This is a genomic window from Coleofasciculus sp. B1-GNL1-01, from assembly GCF_040220235.1.
Classification (GTDB): domain Bacteria; phylum Cyanobacteriota; class Cyanobacteriia; order Cyanobacteriales; family Coleofasciculaceae; genus Coleofasciculus.
The window spans coordinates 1-20,116 of sequence record NZ_JAVJTO010000045.1; the positions used below are offsets into that span (position 1 = coordinate 1).

The following is a 20,116-nucleotide window of genomic DNA, read 5'->3' on the forward strand; positions in this document are numbered from 1 at the left end:
TTATCGGAAGAGGCAATTGGCTGTTTAGACTACGAACCAATCGCGACATCGTCTCGATCTAACGGTGTACATTCCCCATGTTTTTGTGCCAAAACGACAACTAATCACACCTCGACATGTTTGCCCATTAACCATCAATAAACCGATGTCTTTATCCACAAAAACTCCCTCTACATTTCCCACCCGTCTGCATGTTGTGTATCCCCAAAAAGCGTTTAATCGCAAAGACTTGCTACCTCTGGGTTCAGACTATCTTTGGGAAATTGAACAAGGTATCGTGCGATCGCTAACTTGGAATGAAGAGGGTCAACTGGTTACCCTCGGCTTTTGGGGTCCGGGAGATGTGGTGGGACGACGGTTATCTCGGATCAAGCCTTACCAGGTGGTGTGTTTGTCTCGAGTACAGGCAAGTCAAATCCCTTTAGAGAGTCAATCGTTACCAGAGGCGTTACTGATTCATGCTTGCAAAAGCGAAGAACTATTGAGTATTTTACATCAGCACTCTGCCTATGCTCGCCTGGTGCATCTGTTAGAATGGCTATCCTGTCAATTTGGACAAACAGTTCCTCAGGGTAAATTGCTGAACTTTCACCTGACTCATCAGGATATTTCCGAGACGATTGGGATTACTCGGGTAACCGCAACTCGCCTGATCAATCGGTTGGAACGAGAAGGGAGGATTGTGCGATCGCATCGAAATCTCATCCTCACCACTGGTAAACCTTCTCGGTATAATGAATAAGCATTTTGGAAGCATCAAAACCTTGATATACCGTAGGGTGGGCATTGCCCACCAGCCTTAATTAGCGTGCCTTATTGACTTTTGAGCGTTAGAAATCCAGCACTTTGTCAGCCGCTAAAATTAAGTTAGGGATTTCATCATTCTCCAAGGCAAGTTGGCTTCCAGGACGCAGAGAATTTTGATCAATCCCGACGGCGCTAGCACAAACCGGACAGACGATAATCTTGCCACCTGCTGTCACAAAATCCTCATAGAGTTCAGATACAGTCATAGTACCGTTTCCCCAACGCAGATCTAAGGGTTGTCGAGCATCTGCCAGTCGCACGCCTTCCAGGGTTAGCACCAGTGTAACCTGCGCCCCTTTCCTTTGCATATTGCCTCCCAGCTTCAGCGCCATAAAAACAGCATGAAGATCATCGGTGCTGTGTTGAAGATGCACAATAATGTTCTGCTGGTTAGCGGCGGTCATTTCCTCCCCTGTGTTGGGTGTGATCTCCCTAGGTTGGGCGTAACCCGGTAATGGCGTAGCTAACGGTAATACCAGCACTGCGCCTAAAAGTGCGATCGCCCCTCTACCTACTCTGCGACTGCCCTGTTGCATAATGTCTATACCTCAAGCCGTTTAATTATGTTTATGTAGTTGCTTCGGTGCGGCACAACGTTTGAGAAATGCCGAATCGATGATCATGCTTGTCTTGTGTTTTGTCAAAAGACAAACGGTCAAATCTATGATTAGGGGCGATCGCACTCTATGCTCATGTCATCATACCCATCTGTTATAGTTCGGCACCATTGTAGAGACGTTGCATGCAACGTCTGGAACATAAATGATGTGTCCTAACAGCCATGGCGGTTGCTATAATTCGGGGCGATCGCGTCTTTTTTTGGTTAACCCGTCGCCTCATCTTTTTCGTTCTTTGGATTGGGTGTCCTCCGGTTGGAATTCTGCCCATCCTCTACAGACAATTTCGTAACATTTTGGTGGGGCAATGGGTAAATTTGTCAAGTTAAAAAATGCTGCTTGATTGGCATACTCCAGCAACAAAACAACATCTTTGTAAGGATTATAATGATCCACCACTTGCAGAATATAGCCATTCATGAAATGTTTTTGCAGTAGCACCGTATCAGGAGCCGCCAGCCATGCATTTAAAAAAGCAGCTAGACGACGGCGCGGTACAAAATGAGCTGGGAATGTTTCTCCAAAGGCACCAACAGTCGGAGTATTGGTACTACAGACAACAGCACCACGATCCCCACTCAAGTAGCCAACCCAAGCGTTATAACCAATGACCAACAGGTTAGTGGCGATAAAATCGTGCTGCCAATCTTGAGAGTTTGTTTCAGTCATTTGTCATTTGTCATTCGTCTTATGTGATAATTGAATGGTTAGGTCGGGGCGGGTTTAGTGATGTTAGGGTGGACAAAAAACGATAGTAGTGAAACCCGCCCCTACACCCCTACAATAGACGTTCTAATTGCTTCTCCATCTTCCCCAAGCACTTAATCCTGTAGGTTTAGAAAACTCTGACCTTAGTCGCCAATCCCAGTCTTCGCAACAGACGAATGATCAGCCAAACCAGGTCAATTTCCCACCACAATACGCCGTACCGTGCAGAAGATTGGCAAGCATGGTGATTGTTGTGCCATCCTTCACCAAACGTCAGCCAAGCCACCCACCAGCAATTCGTGGAGCGATCGCCTGTCGCGTGGCTGCGATAACCAAATTTGTGGCATACGCTATTCACACAACAGGTACTATGAAATCCGACAAACAGGCGCACAAAAATGCCCCACACCACAAACGGCATTCCTCCTAACCCATACAATAAAATCGCCAATCCTACTTGCAAACTAATATAGTGCTGGTGGCAGAACCGATAAAATTGATCATCAGCAATATCTTGAGTAAACCGAGACAATTCAGTTTTTGCGGGCACCTCATGCATCAACCAACTGATATGACTCCACCACAATCCCTGAGTCGAATCATGGGGATCAAGGGGTTGATCACTATGCAAATGATGAATTCGATGGTAACCAACCCAACCCAGAACCGCTCCTTGTCCCGCCAACGTACCGCAGAAAATTAGACAATATTCCAACCATTGAGGCACTTGAAAACTACGGTGACTGGCTAAACGATGGAAACCCAACGAAATACCGAGTCCAATCGTTATCCAGTGCAACAATAGGGCAACACCAACAGCACTCCAGTTAAAATTACTCGGCAAAAATGCCAAGAGAGCTAATAGGTGTAACGCGCCAGTCGCGAGAATAATTGTCCAACGTGGACGGGGTATATTTGACATACAAATGCTCAAGATTTTAACAATTCTTACCGGAAACAGGGCTGAAATTCATGCCAACGCCGACGAACTTGTCGGTCACATTCAGGAGGGGAAATTTTTAGGTTATGCAAGAGATGAATTTCGGTTTGAGTCTGCGCCGTGAGTAGCAAGATTACATCGTCGTCAGGGTGATACCGATCCACCAATAGCATAAGTTGGTCAATGACACCTTCCTCAAATTTGTGTGCTTGCATTTGACTCATTATCTGGGGTTTAGCCATGAATTCAGCACGGAACGGTATCCAATCCAGACTGATTATCTTTGATGCGATCGCGGCATCCTGCACATCCACACAAACTATCCCGCGACCCGATTCAACATAACCGTTCCAAGCGTAATACCCAATCACCAACAAATTGGCATGAATAAACTCATTTTGCCAATAGCAAAAATTACCTTGCCAAACACTATTTTCCGGACGCATGGGTTTCCTCCCGCAGCATTTTTGCCGCTTCTACCATATTTTTCAACGCCGGAATCACTTCGTCCCAATGGCGAGTTTTCAAGCCACAGTCGGGATTCACCCAAATTTGTTCAACGGGCAAATTAGCCACTCCTGTCCGCAGTTGTTCCATCATCTGTTCTGTTGTGGGAATTACTGGACTATGGATGTCATAAATCCCATTCCCCACCTGATGAGCATATCCAGCATTGGTAATTTCAAACAAGGTTTCATTATTACTGCGGCTATTTTCAATCGATAAAACATCCGCATCCAGACGCTGAATGTGCTGAATAATATCCCCAAATTCGGAATAACACATATGAGTATGAATTTGGGTTTGGGGTTTGGCAATTCCGGCACTGAGACGAAACGCATCCACTGCCCAAGACAGATAATCCTGCCACCGTTCTGGTTTCAGCGGTAAACCCTCTCGCAATGCCGGTTCATCAATCTGAATAATCGTCGCTCCCGCTGCTTCTAAATCCGCTACTTCTTGCCGCAAGGCTAAGGCAATTTGAAACGCCTGTTCCTGTCGGGAAATGTCGGTACGGGGGTACGACCAATTAATCATAGTTACGGGTCCGGTGAGCATCCCTTTAATCGGTTTTTCCGTTAATGACTGGGCAACGTTAAACTCACGAACCGTCATCGGCATCTGACGCACGACATCACCATAAATAATTGGGGGACGAACATAGCGACTGCCATAACTTTGCACCCATCCATGTTGAGTGAAGGCAAAACCTTGGAGTTGCTGTCCAAAAAACTCTACCATATCAGTGCGTTCAAATTCACCATGTACCAGCACATCCAATCCGGCTTCTTCTTGATAGCGAATACACTGAGCAATTTCGGCATCAATTGCCTTTTGGTAATCAGCCAGAGTGATTTCGCCGCGCTTCCATTGCAGCCGTAGTTTCCGCACCTGTGAGGTTTGCGGAAATGAGCCAATTGTGGTAGTGGGAAATGGGGGAAGTTGAAGTTGTAGTGGCTGTCGTTGGGTATAGGGGAGCAATCGCTCAAAGGCATCAACATTCAATGACTGAAGCTGTTGTTGAACCTGTACATTGGGGGGACTAAATTGCTCAAATACTGTTTGGCGTGTGGCAATATCCTGCAATTGCGATCGCCTGTCTTCCCCTTGGAGGGTTTGCGCCAAAATGACCACTTCTTGCAGTTTTTGTTCCGCAAAACTCAGCACATTTCGTAGGGGTTCGGGTAACTTGGTTTCCCGTGTCGCATCGTAGGGAACAAACTGTAGGGAGGCGGAGGGTTGAATGGATAGGTTGGAGGTAATCGGTTTAATCTCGTCTAGGATGGGTAAAAGGCGATCGGGTCGAATTTGCCAGACGTTTCGTCCATCCACAATACCCACACCCAGGCGTTTATCGCTGGGAAACCCATGATGTTTAAGTTGGTCTAGATTGCGCCCCCGGGTAAAGTCTAAACTGATGCTGGCAACGGGTAATTGGATCACCCAGGGATAACTTTCACCCAAGTCATCAAAATAGGTGACCAAATCTAGCGGTATACCCACCTGCGCCAATGAAGCGTAAGTTGATTCATAGTCGTCTTTAAACTTAGCCGTATTTCCCAAAACCAGGGCAGGTTCATGAATTTGGACTTCCTCTATACCCAAGGGTTTGAGTGCCTGTAGCAGATTCACATAGCGATCGCACAGGGGACGAATGATCTCCGCAATTGGCATATCTAACCGACTCAATCGTAGGAGTGTCATCGGTCCTAAAATAATCGGAGTTGCCCGTTTTCCCAAAATTTGTTGGGCGCGTTTAACGGTTGCCAAAACCGGATTAAAATCTGTCGGTTGCAGTGGGGCGGAAATTTCCGGCACGAGGTAGTGGTAATTCGTATCAAACCACTTGGTCATTTCCAGGGCGGGAATGCCTTCTTTCCCCCGTGCCATGGCAAAGTATTGTTCTAAACCGGATAGATGGCGAAATCGTTCTGGAATCAATCCCAAATAAATGGACCAATCGAGTACAGAGTCATAGAGGGTAGCGTCACCAATCCCAATGCGATCGATACCTGCTTCACGTTGGGTTTGCCAGTTGGTTTCTTCAACCTGGCGCACGGTTTCCCATAAGGATTCTGCGTCTAATTTGTTACTCCAGAAGGCTTCTAAGGCTTTTTTGACTTCGCGGTTTTTGCCGATGCGAGGATAGCCTACTGTTGCGGTTTGAATGGACATGGTTTTTCTGGGTTTAATTAAGGTGTAATAGCCCGGATTTGATCAAGCGCTAAGGGTAGCACTTCACCATCAAGGAACAGCACTCAAGCTATCTAATGCCTCAGGCAATTAATCGGTGTTCCCGGAGTCATTAGAGCGATGAAATGCTATAGGTTGTGTTTAATTGGTGCAATTTCCTCAAAGGCAGAATCTGTGCCAGAAAATCCGGTTCAACGGTTCAGGCGATTCTGACCTAGGCGGGAAAGCATTGGATATAGTAATGCTATATTTCCGGACAGCAGAAGCACTGCCTTGGATGGATAAATTGCCAAACCAATCGAGTAATGCCAGTTAGCATCTGTAGCGTATTTCTGGCACGATCAGAGCGTAAAATCGCGGGATGAGACTATTCATGATTGTATACATCTGTACCTCGCAGATGGATGAAATGATTTGACTAAAATTTCTTGACATTCGGCGGGCATTCTGACTCAGAGACCTCAATCTCATTACAGCTGCGGGACAGCGTCGGATTTGCACCGAACTTTCCCCATTACTTCTAACGGCTGATCCCCGTTAGAACCGAAGGTTGATTTTCACTATATCACCATTATGTCTTTTTTGTCTCCCCAGGTTCCCAGGCACACGACGTTTACCCTTGCGGGTGTCGTGTTTTCTCCTTTTAGGCACTGTTAATTCAGTGCTGGGCGTTTCAAACAGAGTTAACTGCTTGGGTTCCGCCGAGTCCCGGCGTACCTTAACTAATTTCAAGCCATATTCAATAACGGCTTTGTGCTTAATGTTTCGTGCCGCCTGCTTGATTAAAGTCGGCGACTCCCTCACGAGAGCCGCCGCTCTCCAAAACCGTGCTTGACACTTTCGCGTCACACGGCTCCTCAGTAATACGGTGTTTGTCATACATACCTCGTTACCAGCATGTCGTCAATCCAGAACCATTCTGTGTTGACTGGCGGCTTAGGCTCGACTCTATTGCAGCCGGATTTTGCGCCATAACTGCCATCTAAGGCAGTCTTTGTATCGTGGCAGTGTCGATGGAGAAGTTGCCAGTTCTTATATTCATCCCTTCCACCTTTTGATTTGGGGATGATATGGTCTAGTTCAATTACATCTCCATCTTTAAAATAGAGTTCACAGTGGGTACATTTCCCTTTTTGCTGTTTGAGCAGCGATGCTGTTCGCTTGGGCATCTCAGGATTTTTCCCCATTCTTGTACTCCAGTAAACCAGGTTACCGTCGTATGGTGACGCATCGCCTTTAACTTTTACATAGTCTTGTATTTTAGTGGCACTATGCTTAAGTAACCGGATGGGATTTTTCCCTTCCCTGGTTGCGAAGACCCAGTTATCACCGCCAATTGTTTTCCAATATCTCTTGGCTAGCCACTTATTGCCTTTATTTCTATGACGGTGTTTTGCCCATGATTCAAGTAAGGCGTAAACTCGGTCATCCATTTTAGAGAATGCCTTCTTGCTATTAACCCTTGAGTAGTAATTCGTCCATCCTCGAATGATAGGATTGAGTCTTTCTATCAGCCTCTTTTGTGAGGTTCCTTTATGGGTTTTTACTACTTCCTTTATGTTTTGGTAATGCTTCTTACACTTTTCTCTACTTGGGGTGATGATGGACTTAAAACCTAGCGGTATTCCTTTAGAGTTTTTTCCGGTTGTGTATTTTCCTACCGGAAACTGTTGAATATGGAATCCTAGGAAATCAAATCCTGGTTTTTGTTTCTCATATTCATAGAGAGTATGTACTAATCTGGTTTTACTAGGTTTCAATTCCAAGCCTATGTCTTTTAACCATTCAGAGATTATCTCCCGGCATCCTTGGACAACAGTTAAGTCTTTGTGGAGGATTACAAAGTCATCGGCATAGCGTATTATTGAGACTGAATTACGTTTATCCCGTTTGGGAAGTTGATATCTTCCATCTGACCTTTTTAGGTCACAGGTTGCCGCGTAGTCTTTTATCCGCCATTCCATCCCGTGGAGGGCTATGTTTGCTAGTAACGGAGAAATGACCCCGCCCTGTGGCGTTCCCTCGGATGTCTCGAAGTGCTGCATATTATCCATCACCCCCGCTTTTAACCAAGCTCGGATTTGTCGGCGTATGGTGGGGGTTGTATTTAGTTTTTTGAGCAGTGCTTCATGGTCGATACGGTCAAAACATTTGGCTATATCAGCATCCAGCACATATTTGGCTTTATATCTGATTGCGCCGAATATTGCTTTAATCGCATCTTGAGTTGACCTTCCTGGTCTGAACCCGTATGAGTTAGGTTCAAAATGCGCTTCCCATTCTGGCTCTAATGCCATTTTGACTAGCGCCTGCAATGCGCGGTCTTTCATGGTAGGTATTCCTAGAGGTCTTTTCTCCTCCGTTCCAGGTTTGGGTATCCATACTCTCCTGGTTGGTTTGACCTTAGTCCCCAATTTTAAGTTGTTTACCAGGGTTAGACGTTGAAGAGGGGTCAACGATTTTACGCCATCCACACCTGCCGTCTTTTTACCTTGGTTGTCTTGGGAAACCTTACGCACCGCTAGACATTTTGCCGCCCAGGAATTCATCAGTAACTTTTGGAGGGAGCGAACTAATTTGACATCTCCACGACTAGAGGCTTGATAAATCCGTTTTTGTAGCTTGAACACATTTTTCTCTAGCTTGCGCCAGGGAATCTGGTTCCATTCATACATCGGTGTTTCCGTGTTCATGACTTATTTACTACTACTTTTGGCTTTATCTTCCGTATTACCGTGAGTCCGTCAGCATATCCTTGGAGTTACTCAAGGCATTCGCTTCTGACTCAATCTCTCCGACCCGTAGCATCCAGTTAGCACCTACTCTAAGAATCGACCCTCCTAGAGAGCATACGGGTGGTTACTTCGTTCCTAATAACCATTGGTTGTACCTTTGAGAACGATGCTCTCCACCAGGTTTTAGGGAAACGCTTATCAGATAGTGCGGACCCTTCTGACTCCCTGACCTTGCCCTTTTGGGACTCCCAGCGTATCAGACCTTATTTCGCTGGTTCGCCCTTTTGATGGGTAAACACATCTTCACTTACGTTATTCATGGGTACTTGCTCAACGGTTGTCGGGTAAGGCTCCCTACAGTGCCGTCTTTCATCCCTGCTTTACGGATTGATGGCTAGTCGCTACCGTAAGGGAAGTGCTTTCACTCCTGCGCTTGGAGGGTGGGATTTGGGGGTTCTAGGATACTCACCCTCACCCACATGGTTATTAAGTTGTCATCTGTAAGGGATTTAAGTGCGAACTCAACCTTAATCGATTACCCTACAGAAGCCTGGAATCCTCCCATTACTGGGTTTCTCCAGAACGAATCGCACTCCGCATGGTCGAAATGTCCACACTCGGTACAGATAAACCGTTCTCTATCCCGGTTGGCTTTATCGATATGACCACAGGCACTGCACTCTCTGGACGTGTCCCGTGGGTTCACCTTGAACAAGACCTTTCCTGACTTTGCAGCCACGTACTGAATCTTTTCAACGCATCGCGGGAGTCCCCACCCTCAATGAAATAGGGTGGGGAGGGATAGCGGATTGCCGGAGGAACGGAGGCAATCAACCCTTCGACTTGCGAGAGGGTTAATCTTGAGGTGTTTCTTGGGATTTGATGTAAGCCTTAACTCTTTCAATGGGAGCGCCACCAGTGGAAGCAACATAGTAAGAGCCTGACCAAAATGCTGACTTAGTATAAGTCTTTGACAGTTCCACAGCAAAGTCTTTTCTGATAATTCGACGCTTAGGCAGACTTTAGGCTACCAATCAGAGATGATAAATTGTTGTCTGGATGAAAGTCTACCAATAGATGTACATGACCACCTGAGTGTGTTAGATTGATTTTAACAGGAGGAAGCGGCAATGCCAACAAGACGTGTAACTTTTCGGCTATACCCCAATAGAAAGCAATCTTCAGCATTGCGGTATCACCGTAAGTTGCACAAGGACTTGTACAACGCTGCTGTTTGTAATCGGTTCACTCAGTACCAAAAGTTTAACCATCGGGTTAACTATTTTGAACAACAAAACTCTTTGCCGGCTTTTAAGGAAGTTTGGACAGAATACAAAGAGTGCAACTGTATGACTCTACAAGCCACATTAAAACGTGTTGATTACGCATTTAATCGCTGGTTTAAGGGGTTAGCTAAACGTCCTAAATACAAGTCAATAAAACATTATTCTGGCTGGACGTATCCGAGTAAAACGGGTTGGAAAGTACACACAACGGGCGACAATGGCTATCTAGAGTTGGCTAAAATTGGCTCAATTCAGATGCGCGGTAAAGCCCGGAATTGGGGAACTCCGACAACTTGTACTATCGTTTACCGCAATAGAAAATGGTATGCCAGTATAACCGTTAACCTAACTGAGTTGCAGGCAGCAACAAGACCAACAGATTTTGGCTCAGTTGGCATTGACTTTGGGTGCAAGTCAGCATTAGCCATAACCGATGGAGAAAATCACTCTTTTATCGAGGCTCCTAAGTTTTTGCGAAAAGCTGAAGCTAAGATTAAACATCTATCCAAGGGAAAGCGTCGTAAGAAAGCGCCCAATAGAAAGAAGAAACAGAAAGGCTCTAGTCGGTGGAAAAAGACCCAAGCAAAAATTAGCAAAGTAACTCGCAAGGTAGCTAATCAACGCCAAAACTGGGTACACCAAGTAGCAACAGATATTGTACGCTGTAATAGCTTCGTTGCTACAGAAAAACTAGAAGTCTCTAAGATGACCCGCCAAGCTAAAAAAGGTAAGCGCAAAAAGCAAAAAGCTGGACTAAACAAATCCATCTTAGATGTGGGAATGGGAATGCTAAGGTCAGCAATTGAATACAAGGTAAAAGACGTTGGTGGGGTTTTTGTCGAGGTTCCTACTCGCAAAGTGAAACCATCTCAGACTTGTCCTAACTGTGGAAATCAGCAGAAAAAGACCTTAGACGAAAGAGTTCATCATTGCCATAAATGCGGATTTACCATAGACAGGGATTTAGCCGCTGCCTTAGTAATGCTTTTGTGGGCGTTAGGAATTCTACCGGGGTTTGGAACGAGCCTCGTAGACGAGTCAAGTCTCTAGCTCTACTTCAGAAACCCGTGAGCGTAAACAGACGGGAAGCATGAAGCAACTAGGACAGATGAAGCGTCAGAAACATAGCCCTACTGGTCTGGTTGTAGAAACCCAGACCTCAACGAAGTAGGGCTGGGTAGTTCATCAACATCTTCATCCCAACATCCCTGACAGGTGGGAATATCGAGAGAGCGAATTTGTTCGACTACAGCATTGGGATGGGGTCCATAACCCACTAAGTCGCCAACACAAACGATTTTGTCAGCGTTTTGGCGATCAATATCTAATAAAACGGCATCTAAGGCTGGGTAGTTTCCGTGAATGCAGGAGATAACAGCAAGTTTCATGCTTTTTCTTCGTCTGGGTCTAACGATTCTTTGATTTGTTGTTGGTAATGATGAACAGCTACATCCGATAAACAGCAATCTTTCAGTGTTTGGGCGATCGCGCTCTTATCCAACGCCACACCCACCACTTCAATCCCACTGAAGCGCTGGGGACGACCTTCAAGCCAACGCGGAAGCGCTAACTCGGTGTAGGTACTATTTATCCCCGCGACAAAATCAAAATAAAAGGCGCGTCCATCGGCTAGGTCAAAAATTCCCTTGGCTCGATTCACATTGCCATAGGCTCCCTGGGTTAACTCCGCCCAAAAGACATCCAGACTAGCTGGATCAAGCACTTGACCGCTAATCGGCGCACGCCAAAGCTCAGGATTTCCCTCTGGGGTGGCAATTGTCACCCCTGGCACGACTTGGTCTGCCCAAACGTGCCATCCGGTATCCTGAACATTGGGTGGCATCACGGCAACGCGACGATAGCTGAGGTGATCTAATACGGACAACACTGGCTCGAGGGACTCTAAATCTAGATGAAATCCCAATTCTATATAGGCAAGACACTCCAGCCGAGCTAAGTCTAATGGCAAAAACCGTATTTTGTTCAGGACTTTCACGAGTTATGGTTCCCGTTGGGCTAAAGACTGACGGGAACGTCACTTGGGTTCCGTCTCCTGCTAAAACATCGGTAACGGCGAAGCGGCGCAAATATTTTCGCCAAATCTGACCCAAATCAGGCATTTCTGTATCAATCCTCAGTAAAGTGAGTATTTTAAGGGCGGAATGTGAGCTATAAATCAGTGAGCAGCCTTGCCTTTCTGAGAATAAAGGTAAGAACTGTCTCTTCTCTAGAAATGATGTCAGCTCTACCTTCCATGCCGGATTGGATGGTACATTGGCGTTCACCAGCAATTAGAGATAGGGTTTCTGGCTGAATCGTCACTTCGTAGATGCCAGCAACAGCACTAGCACCACTGCCTGGAGATGCACTGACACCATTACCTTGAGGTGCGATCGCGTCTGGAGAAATGGTGCTAACTGTACCTGGAAGCGTGCCGTAGTCGGGGTAGGGGCAGGCAGAGACTCGCATTTGCACCCGTTGATCTGTTTCCACTTTGCCGATATCTTGAGAGGGTACGGAGGTTTTGATCACTAACGGCGCTTCACTGGGGGCAATTTGGGCGATCGCTTCTCCCGAATTGACCACTTGTCCGGTGTTGCGGAGATTGAGTTGCTGGATAATGCCAGATGCCGAAGCGCGAATCACAGTACCAGTCAGTTCGGTTTCAATTTGTTGGAGTTCTTGTGTATCCCGGTTGAGTTGGTTCTGAATTTCAACCCGACGTTGGATGAGCTGCTCTCGTTCTTGGTTTAATCGGGATAGGCTGGCTTCCCCAGTAGCCCGTTCTTGGGCGATTTTCTCCTTAGCGATTGCTACACCTGCATCACTGGGATTGAGGGTAGCTAATGCCCCTTGACGTCTAGCTTGGGCAGCATCGACGGCTGATGAAAGCCGTTGGATGTCTTGTTTTTGCGCCTCGACGGTAGCTTTTTGCGCCTCTAGAGCTTGTTCTTGTTGTTCAACGGCAAGTTGGGCTTCTTGGAATTGATCCTGAGAAAGAGCGCCAGTTTCGGCAATGGGTTTATAGCGATTGCGCCTTGCTATGGCTGCATTTAATGCGGCTTCGGTTGATTTTAAGTTGGCTTCGGCTGATTTAAGAAGAGCCTGAGTTCGTTGTAATTCCTCTTGAGCTTGTTTTAAATTAGCTTCGGCTTCTTGAACTTGGCTTTGAGTGGTAATTTTTCTATCTCGATAGTCCCGTTGAGTACGGCTGAGTTCAGCTTGCGCGGAGGTAATGGTGCGGTTGGTGCGATCGCGTTCTGCGGTAATCTGTCTATCGAGAGCGATAATCTGGGCGTCAATTTGAGCCAGTTGTTGTTGATTTTGTTTAATATTACTTTGCAGTTGGCTTTTTTGGGTTTGCAGGCGGGAATCGTCTATAGTGGCAATAATATCCCCTTGGTTGACGGGTTGATTTTCGTTCACTTCAATGCGTTCGACGGTTCCCTCTGTTGCTGTTTGCACGAGACGCAGTTCACCAGCAGGACGAATGGTAGCCGGGGCTTTAACCGTAATTTTGTACTCTGTCAAAGCGGCGAGAGCAATAGCTACGCCAAATGTCCCAACTAAAAACAGTCCACCTAAGGTTGTCCAACGACTGATTGGGGGTAGGAATTCGTCGCTTTTGACAAGCGGTAAAGATGTTTCGTTAATGTTCATTTTTTTTGCTATGGCGCTACGTGAAGGAATAGGGAATAGGAAAATGTAGAGACGTAGCATGCTACGTTTCTACTATAATTGGAAACAAAGTCAATCATTAATTGATTCTCAACGTTTATTTTTAATCTTAATTTACACTCCATCCCAGTTCCCCATCTCCCTTTTATATTAAACTGAATAATTCATGATCTCCAAACTATTTCCGGGTTGAGACAATAAATCTGACTGAATGCCTTGAAACTTAGCCTGACCATTTTCTAACAAAATAATCCAATCTGCTCGCTGAATTACTCTAGGGCGATGGCTAATCAGAATCGTTGTTTTTCCTTGGCGATGGAACAGTAAATTATCTAATACTTGGGTTTCATTTACAGGATCGAGAGCTGATGTCGATTCATCTAAAATTAAAATAGGTGGATCAGTAATAATTCCTCTCGCTATCGCCAAGCGTTGCTTTTGTCCACCTGACAGATTAGCACCAAATTCACCGAGGACTGTTTGATATTTATCGGGTAATTTACTGATAAATTCATCAGCTTTAGCAATCTGACAGGCTTTAACAATATTCTCAAAAGTTGCATCGGGTGCAGCTAACCGCAAGTTATCAATAATGGTACGACTCCAAAAATGAGCATCTTGGGACACTAAAACAACCTGTTTTCGCAGGCAGTCTAGAGAGAGGTCGTCTTGGTTATAAATGCTATAGCGGATATTACCGGATTGGGGCTTGTATAACCCGGACATCAGTTTTGCCAAAGTGCTTTTCCCACAACCGGATTCACCAATAATGGCAATGACTTTCCCACCTGAAATTGTGAGAGAGAAGTCTTTCAGTAAGTCCACTCGACCAGGATGGTGAAAATTGAGAGTTGTACAAGTAATCTCTGTATTATCCGGAAGGGTTGCCCAGGCTTTTTGACGATCATCTTGAACTTCTGGAGTCGCATCAATCACTTCAGTAAGTCGTTGAGTCGCGAGTTGAGCGCGGATGAAGGGATTGATAAAGCTCAAGATGTTAATGATTAAGGTAAAGAAATTTGCACTGAGGCTATTAAACGCTAACAATTGCCCGATACTTAATCCTTGACGAATAACCAGTGTACTACCAAACCAGAGTAATAGAATACTACCATTTCTGTAGAGAAAACCGGATAAGGTCGTGCTAACAATTGCCATTTGCATTGCTCGGAAGCTCAGGTAGGCTTGTTCCCCATAGCGCCGCTGAAATTCTTCCCAAAAAGACGGAGCAGAGTTGGTGCTTTTGAGGGCGATCGCCCCTTTAAAGGTTTCGACTAAAATTCCTTGATTTTCAGAGGATAAAACCAACAACCGACGCATTTTATTGCGAATGAGTGGGAACAACACCAGAGTCGAAAAAATCATCAAGCCAGCAACTCCCAAAGAAACAAGGGTGAGTACCCCACTGTAGAAAATCATAAACCCTAGAGAAAAGGCGGCAATGAAAATTTGACTGGGTAAGGTGATACCCACCTGAGAAATCAACATATTTATATCTTGAATATCCCGCAAGCGGCTACTAATTTCCCCACTGCGTCGGGATTCGTAGTAGGAGAGGGGTAAACTTAGAATTGCTCTACCAAATTCTAGGATTAAATCTAACTCTAGGCGTTGGGCAAAGTGAGCAATTAGGTTAGATTGCAAGAATCTTAGCCCCATAGCCATTAAGTTCATCACGAATACAGCGATCGCAATCCCCGTTAATAAGTCCGTATCCCGTCGGATTAGTACCTCATCGGTGAGAATTTGGATAAAAAAGGGAGACGTTAGGGATAGCAAACCAATGACTAGGTTCAGCAGCAACGCTTCAGTCAGAAGGGGGCGATAGTTCCAGATTCGTCCCACCAACCGCCACAAACTGCTAACCTTATTTCGATCGTCTGGAACTTGGTAAAATTCAGGACGTGGTTCGAGTAACAGCATGGCGTTATTACTCCAGCCTGAAACCAGTTCTTCTCTAGATAGGGTGCGAATTCCCGCTGCTGGATCAGCAATAATATACTTTCTGCCTCGTCGCCCATACAAAATGACCCAGTGATTACCCTTCCAGTGAATGATTCCAGGTAGAGGCAGGCTATTTTTATCAACTAATTCTAAGGGAACTTTCACGCCGCGTGCATTGAAGCCAAGTACTTTTGCTCCTTGCTTAAGGTTAAGCATCGTTGTGCCAAGTTGACCGGTTCCCGTCGCTTCACGAGTGCGAGTAATACTAAAAATTTGCCCATAATGTTTGGCAACGGATGCCAAACAAGCTGCGCCGCAGTCTTCTATACTATGCTGTCGAACAATAACTGGAGATTTCATAGACGTTTTACAAGTCATTGAATGAAAAATTTTATGGCATTATCCCTAGATAGAATCAGGTGAAGCGATCGCCCTAGAAACAAAAATTAATAGGTTTGAAATCCCTTCCCTATCCCATAACGCACCGTCCGAAATTCCACGCAGTTTGTCTCTGGGTCATAAAGCGTATAAGTAGCTTTTCCGGGTTCTCGTCCCACATTACCCACCCCAATTACTCGCCGAGGAGATACTGTCGCTGTCTGAACTGGCTGTTGACCATCAAGAGTGGTTACTTGGGAGGAGACGGAACCCTCTTGCAGTTCGTACTCAAACGTTAAACCAGACCGACCGCAAAATAGGTTATTCGCACCTATACGCATTAAGCGATCGCACAATTGCCAGGGGGGTGTCTGAGGAGTCAGTTTATCATCCACACTCACACTACTACCATGAATCAGCAAGCAATCGAGTTCAAAGAAGCCAAAATCTAGAGAACGAATCCATTCAACAGTTTGACGAGAAACGCTATTCCAAAGTTCTTGAACGGTATCAGCACCATAGTATTCGATCAATTGAGTCGGTTCGCCTGTAGTCCCCAATCCATAAAGAATCAAACATTGTTCCTCCCACCATCCTGTACAAACATTGGGAATCAGTTCATTTGATTTAGGAAAACGAATCCGCTGTACTACCCGCTCGCTTTCTGGTCTAGGACTAATAAAATCCCCCAAGATATAGATATCCTCCACCCACCGTTTCTGACGTTTGATATCCGTAAGTACCGCTTCATAAGCCGCGATATTCCCTTCAATTCCACTTAATATTGCCCAGTTTTTCATTGGTTATTCGTTAGCCGTCAAGTATCAAGCTCTATTCGAGTCAGAACTTACGCAAAACCTATACACTACTTACGTTTCAATAGTGAAGCGACACCTATTGCACCAAACGCTAATAGGCTTATTGCAGAATCAGGTTCAGGCACTGACTGCCGACCATTGATGTAGTATTGCGTCTTCTCCCAAACCTGCCCTCCGATGGTTCGCCCCAAAACCCTTCCATTTAGATCTCCATCGAGAAAGTGGATACCACCATATAACCGAGAAATTCCGGCTTCATCAGCAGCTTCTGAAAAGGTAGTCCAGCAAAGCAGTACGTCAGTTGCTGGTGTACCCGTTTCAAAGGCAGAGCTATTGGCTGGTTGGATATGGCAAGCGCCGAAGTAATCATTCCCTGTAAACCGTTTCAGAATCTCGGCACTAGCGGCGCTGAAAGTACTGTGTCCCGATACATATTCGGCAAAAGGAGGCGTGACAAAGCTAATCTTCTGGTAAGGCAGCCAGGTTGAACCATCCATCCACTGGGAGCCTTGATTAGAACCCGCCCAAGCGTAGATTTCTTGAACGCCCGTGTCTGGATTGGTGCGGACATAGGGGTGATTATCAGGTAATAGATGGTTCTGTGCCAGATATCGGATGGCTGTCACCGGACGGACGTAATCATAGAATCGTTTGGCATCCCAAGCCGCAATCCCAGCGTCGAAGACAGCGTTGCCTAAGGCAAAGAACATCTTTACATCATCGTCAAGGGTGTGGATATCTCTCTGAGAGATATACTCGCCAAAAAGGTTCCAGTGACCGGGTGGCAGTACAGTTGCCGGACCGTCTGCCCAGTACTCAGCGATTACTTTTTGCTCGTCCGTGAGTTCGGCACTGTACTCAATGAGTTGCAAAGCCTGATCAATGTACTCCTGAGTGCCAAACTGCGCCGGGGGGGGAGGTAAGAATTGATCACCAGATGTCAGGGCAAAGGGGAACACCTCTCCCCAGTGGGGTGTGAGGAACTTTTGAACAGTAACGCCATTGTTGACGTTCAACGGTTGCCAGCGATTCGGATCGTTAACTGTATCCCAGGTGTTGACTGGCACATAGCCAGTGGTGTCAGCGTAACCGTTTAATTGGTTTGAACCATCGTTGTGCCGGAAATTAAGTAAAGCCTGGGCAACGACGTTACCAATTCCAGCCGCCGTACTGATGTCGATGGTTGGGGTGTAAGTGTAATCCAGGCTAGTCATCAGGTCATCAAATAAAGAAACCTGAGACGGGAATAGGTCTACCAGTGTGGTGTAAGCAGCATAGCTGATAGCCTCGCTTTTGTTCTCATCGGTAATGAACTCCTCAGAGACTTGGAGATTATCTCCCAATTGAGTGCCGATTGCTATTGGGTCGTAGGCAGCCCAGGCATCGAAGATGCTGGTATGTACAATGCCGAGAACCCGCGATACTGGCGTGGGTCCAAGATTTGTATTGCTGATTGCTTGTAGAGTGACATTGTTCCATTTGGCAACTACAGTTGCATCATTACTCAAGGTAAAGCCACCCAAGGTAGCAGCTTTGGTTGGTAACCCAAGAAATAAGCTTGCTACTGCTACTCCAACGGATAAGTATGATTTGATTCTTTGTTGTGTGTGCAGCTCAGGGAGAGTCTTACGCCTAAAAATGGGGTTTTTCATGCTAAATATGGGAACACCACAATTAATAGTTATCGCGTACAAATGTGAGTTGGGTCATCGGCTTTTTCGGCATACTCCAGCCCTCGCGCCAACCGCCACGCAAAGATAGGAGGTAAACCTTTAGCCATAATGGCAGCACAGGTTTTTTGGTAGTCGTACTCAACCTCTCTAAGTGTTACCTGATCGGTGTCGGTGTCGTAAATAACATAAGTCGCATTGGGGCGTCCGTGACGGGGTTCTCCGACGGAACCTACATTAACAATACGTTTGAGGGGAGCATTAAACGTTTGCTGTTGTTGTTGTCCCTCTGCCCTAATCTTGACTTGTAGTTGCCCTGCCTCCAGAGTACGAATATAAGGTACATGAGTATGTCCGCAAAAGAGGATATCTGCATCTACAGATAATACTCGTTCTGAGGCGAGAAAAGCATCTAAGGTCGGTAACAAATACTCGTGGTTGCTCTGAGGACTACCGTGAACAAAACAGAGGTTTCCGTCTTTTAAGCTATGAGGCAATTGTTCCAAAAATTCTCGTGTTTCCGGGTGAATTTCCTGGTTAGTCCATTCATGGGCAAGACGACCCCGTTTTTCGGCTAATACTGAAGGATAGGAACATTCGCAGGCATTGAGTCCTTCGACAACATCTTCATCCCAACATCCTTGGCAAGTGGGAATATCCAACGAGCGAATTTGTTCGACTACGGCATTAGGATAGGGACTATAACCTACTAAGTCACCCACGCAAAAAATTTTGTCAGCATTTTGGCGATCAATATCTAATAAAACGGCATCTAAGGCTTCGTAATTACCGTGAATGCAAGAGATAACAGCGAGTTTCATACTTCCTCTAAGTCTTCTTCTAATGATTCTTTAATTTGTTGCTGGTAGTGATGAATGGCAGTGTCGGATAAACAACAATCTTTTAAGGTTTGAGAAAGACAGTTCGGATAATGAAGATGTCATTTTATATACCCCTAAGAAATGGAGTCAAGAATTTGGGTCATGGTTCAGGGAGCCAAAACGTGAGCTTTGGGGATAAGAATGGTCAGCCGAAAAATCGCAAGTTGAGCGGCGACAATGCTAGGGGCGATCGCCCCAATCCCCAACTCATACGCCTGCTTCACCTCATCAAGTCGCAGATCCAGCGTGTAGCGGTAGCAACCGGGCATCGATGGTACTTCTTCCCGCTGCCCCTCTCCTTCCATCACAAACAAGGGATAGATCAAATCTTCGACCCGCAGAACATTCTCCCGCACCATCCGACGCAGGGTTTCACTTCGCCGCAAGCGCCGAGGACGGTGTATGATGGCTGGCACCGTAGAGTTGGCTTGACGATCAGAATCAGAGGGTTCGATTGCTGCCTGTGGAGTTTGAGGTGCAAGCGTTGAGGCTTCAGTCAGGCTCATAGTAGAATGAGAATGGTTATCATTCGCCTATTCTACAGCACCCGCCGTGAAAAGTGACTCATCATCTCAAGAAAGTGCAACCTATTCGCCTCGTCTGACTCGCAATCAGCAAGCGGTGCTGGATGTCCTGCTAAGCCAAGCGGATGCCCGCTCAGCCCAGGAGTTGTATAGCCTGCTGCGTGAACGACAGGCGATCGGGTTGGCAACGGTGTATCGGGCATTAGAAACGTTGAAATTGCATGGATTGATCAAAAGTCGAATGGGGGCAAACGGCGAAGCGTTATACAGCCCCGTAGCACTTGACCAGCACTACCTTACATGATAGCGATGGTGAAAGCCCTCGTGTTTTAACCGAGGGATGAAACCGAGCGAAGCGTCCAGCATAGCAGCTTTAGCTGCGAGTCTTAGAAACCGTCCTGATGGTAGCTAATTAATGGAGTATACTGGGATAAGG

At 46.1% G+C, this 20,116-nt stretch carries 17 protein-coding genes, 4 pseudogenes and 1 riboswitch; of the genes and pseudogenes, 5 read left to right on the forward strand and 16 right to left on the reverse strand.

What is annotated here, in order from left to right; all coding sequences use genetic code 11:
• The first annotated feature begins 145 nt into the window (after window positions 1-145).
• Window positions 146-742 (forward strand): Crp/Fnr family transcriptional regulator, encoded by a 597-nt coding sequence (locus RID53_RS10440; protein ID WP_446388038.1) that lies wholly within the window; start codon window positions 146-148, stop codon window positions 740-742.
• A gap of 88 nt (window positions 743-830) precedes the next feature.
• On the opposite strand, the gene RID53_RS10445 is transcribed toward RID53_RS10440, so the two are convergent.
• The 5 genes from RID53_RS10445 to metE all read right to left on the reverse strand — a co-directional run bounded on the left by RID53_RS10445 (window position 831) and on the right by metE (window position 5,748).
• Complete coding sequence (locus RID53_RS10445; protein WP_446388039.1) at window positions 831-1,343, reverse strand: DsrE family protein; 513 nt, start codon at window positions 1,341-1,343, stop codon at window positions 831-833.
• Window positions 1,344-1,643: 300 nt separating this feature from the next.
• Window positions 1,644-2,093: a hypothetical protein gene (locus RID53_RS10450; protein WP_446388040.1), complete on the reverse strand. Its 450-nt coding sequence runs from the start codon at window positions 2,091-2,093 to the stop codon at window positions 1,644-1,646.
• A 166-nt stretch (window positions 2,094-2,259) separates the two neighbouring features.
• On the reverse strand, window positions 2,260-3,054 hold the full coding sequence (locus tag RID53_RS10455; protein WP_446388041.1) for an acyl-CoA desaturase: 795 nt from the start codon (window positions 3,052-3,054) through the stop codon (window positions 2,260-2,262).
• A gap of 26 nt (window positions 3,055-3,080) precedes the next feature.
• Complete coding sequence (locus tag RID53_RS10460; protein ID WP_446388042.1) at window positions 3,081-3,518, reverse strand: hypothetical protein; 438 nt, start codon at window positions 3,516-3,518, stop codon at window positions 3,081-3,083.
• On the reverse strand, window positions 3,502-5,748 hold the full coding sequence (gene metE / locus RID53_RS10465) for a 5-methyltetrahydropteroyltriglutamate--homocysteine S-methyltransferase (RefSeq protein WP_446388043.1): 2,247 nt from the start codon (window positions 5,746-5,748) through the stop codon (window positions 3,502-3,504). The genes RID53_RS10460 and metE overlap by 17 nt, the downstream gene beginning before the upstream one ends.
• A 166-nt stretch (window positions 5,749-5,914) precedes the next feature.
• Between metE and RID53_RS10470 the strand changes: the two genes are divergently transcribed.
• Complete coding sequence (locus RID53_RS10470; protein ID WP_446388044.1) at window positions 5,915-6,082, forward strand: hypothetical protein; 168 nt, start codon at window positions 5,915-5,917, stop codon at window positions 6,080-6,082.
• 104 nt (window positions 6,083-6,186) lie between these two features.
• A riboswitch (cobalamin riboswitch) is annotated at window positions 6,187-6,329 on the reverse strand.
• A gap of 312 nt (window positions 6,330-6,641) precedes the next feature.
• On the opposite strand, the gene ltrA is transcribed toward RID53_RS10470, so the two are convergent.
• The 3 genes and pseudogenes from ltrA to tnpA all read right to left on the reverse strand — a co-directional run.
• Window positions 6,642-8,459 (reverse strand): group II intron reverse transcriptase/maturase, encoded by a 1,818-nt coding sequence (ltrA, locus tag RID53_RS10475; RefSeq protein ID WP_446388045.1) that lies wholly within the window; start codon window positions 8,457-8,459, stop codon window positions 6,642-6,644.
• A gap of 577 nt (window positions 8,460-9,036) precedes the next feature.
• A complete protein-coding gene (locus RID53_RS10480; protein WP_446388046.1) occupies window positions 9,037-9,240 on the reverse strand; it encodes a zinc ribbon domain-containing protein in 204 nt (67 codons plus the stop codon).
• A gap of 115 nt (window positions 9,241-9,355) precedes the next feature.
• A pseudogene (tnpA, locus tag RID53_RS10485) lies at window positions 9,356-9,587 on the reverse strand (IS200/IS605 family transposase); the annotation flags it as partial.
• 44 nt (window positions 9,588-9,631) lie between these two features.
• Here tnpA and RID53_RS10490 point away from each other — a divergent pair.
• Window positions 9,632-10,958: pseudogene (locus tag RID53_RS10490) on the forward strand (RNA-guided endonuclease InsQ/TnpB family protein).
• A 10-nt stretch (window positions 10,959-10,968) separates the two neighbouring features.
• Here RID53_RS10490 and RID53_RS10495 read toward each other — a convergent pair.
• Window positions 10,969-11,175: pseudogene (locus RID53_RS10495) on the reverse strand (metallophosphoesterase family protein); the annotation flags it as partial.
• On the reverse strand, window positions 11,172-11,756 hold the full coding sequence (locus RID53_RS10500; protein WP_446388047.1) for a GTP-binding protein: 585 nt from the start codon (window positions 11,754-11,756) through the stop codon (window positions 11,172-11,174). The pseudogene RID53_RS10495 and the gene RID53_RS10500, both read right to left, overlap by 4 nt.
• Here RID53_RS10500 and RID53_RS10505 point away from each other — a divergent pair.
• Window positions 11,750-11,893 (forward strand): hypothetical protein, encoded by a 144-nt coding sequence (locus RID53_RS10505; RefSeq protein ID WP_446388048.1) that lies wholly within the window; start codon window positions 11,750-11,752, stop codon window positions 11,891-11,893. The genes RID53_RS10500 and RID53_RS10505 overlap by 7 nt on opposite strands.
• A gap of 63 nt (window positions 11,894-11,956) precedes the next feature.
• Here RID53_RS10505 and RID53_RS10510 read toward each other — a convergent pair whose 3' ends face one another.
• The 6 genes and pseudogenes from RID53_RS10510 to RID53_RS10535 all read right to left on the reverse strand — a co-directional run.
• A complete protein-coding gene (locus RID53_RS10510; protein WP_446388049.1) occupies window positions 11,957-13,447 on the reverse strand; it encodes an HlyD family efflux transporter periplasmic adaptor subunit in 1,491 nt (496 codons plus the stop codon).
• 168 nt (window positions 13,448-13,615) lie between these two features.
• Window positions 13,616-15,769, reverse strand: coding sequence for a peptidase domain-containing ABC transporter (locus RID53_RS10515; protein WP_446388050.1), 2,154 nt, complete (start codon window positions 15,767-15,769; stop codon window positions 13,616-13,618).
• A gap of 86 nt (window positions 15,770-15,855) precedes the next feature.
• Window positions 15,856-16,587, reverse strand: a complete 732-nt coding sequence (locus RID53_RS10520) for a metallophosphatase (protein WP_446388051.1) — start codon at window positions 16,585-16,587, stop codon at window positions 15,856-15,858.
• A gap of 65 nt (window positions 16,588-16,652) precedes the next feature.
• Window positions 16,653-18,113 (reverse strand): vanadium-dependent haloperoxidase, encoded by a 1,461-nt coding sequence (locus RID53_RS10525; protein WP_446388052.1) that lies wholly within the window; start codon window positions 18,111-18,113, stop codon window positions 16,653-16,655.
• Between the two features lie 173 nt (window positions 18,114-18,286).
• Window positions 18,287-19,096, reverse strand: a complete 810-nt coding sequence (locus tag RID53_RS10530; RefSeq protein WP_446388053.1) for a metallophosphoesterase family protein — start codon at window positions 19,094-19,096, stop codon at window positions 18,287-18,289.
• Window positions 19,097-19,341: 245 nt separating this feature from the next.
• Window positions 19,342-19,662: pseudogene (locus RID53_RS10535) on the reverse strand (porphobilinogen synthase); the annotation flags it as partial.
• A 46-nt stretch (window positions 19,663-19,708) separates the two neighbouring features.
• Here RID53_RS10535 and RID53_RS10540 point away from each other — a divergent pair.
• Window positions 19,709-19,984: a Fur family transcriptional regulator gene (locus RID53_RS10540; protein WP_446388054.1), complete on the forward strand. Its 276-nt coding sequence runs from the start codon at window positions 19,709-19,711 to the stop codon at window positions 19,982-19,984.
• The last annotated feature ends 132 nt before the right edge of the window (window positions 19,985-20,116 follow it).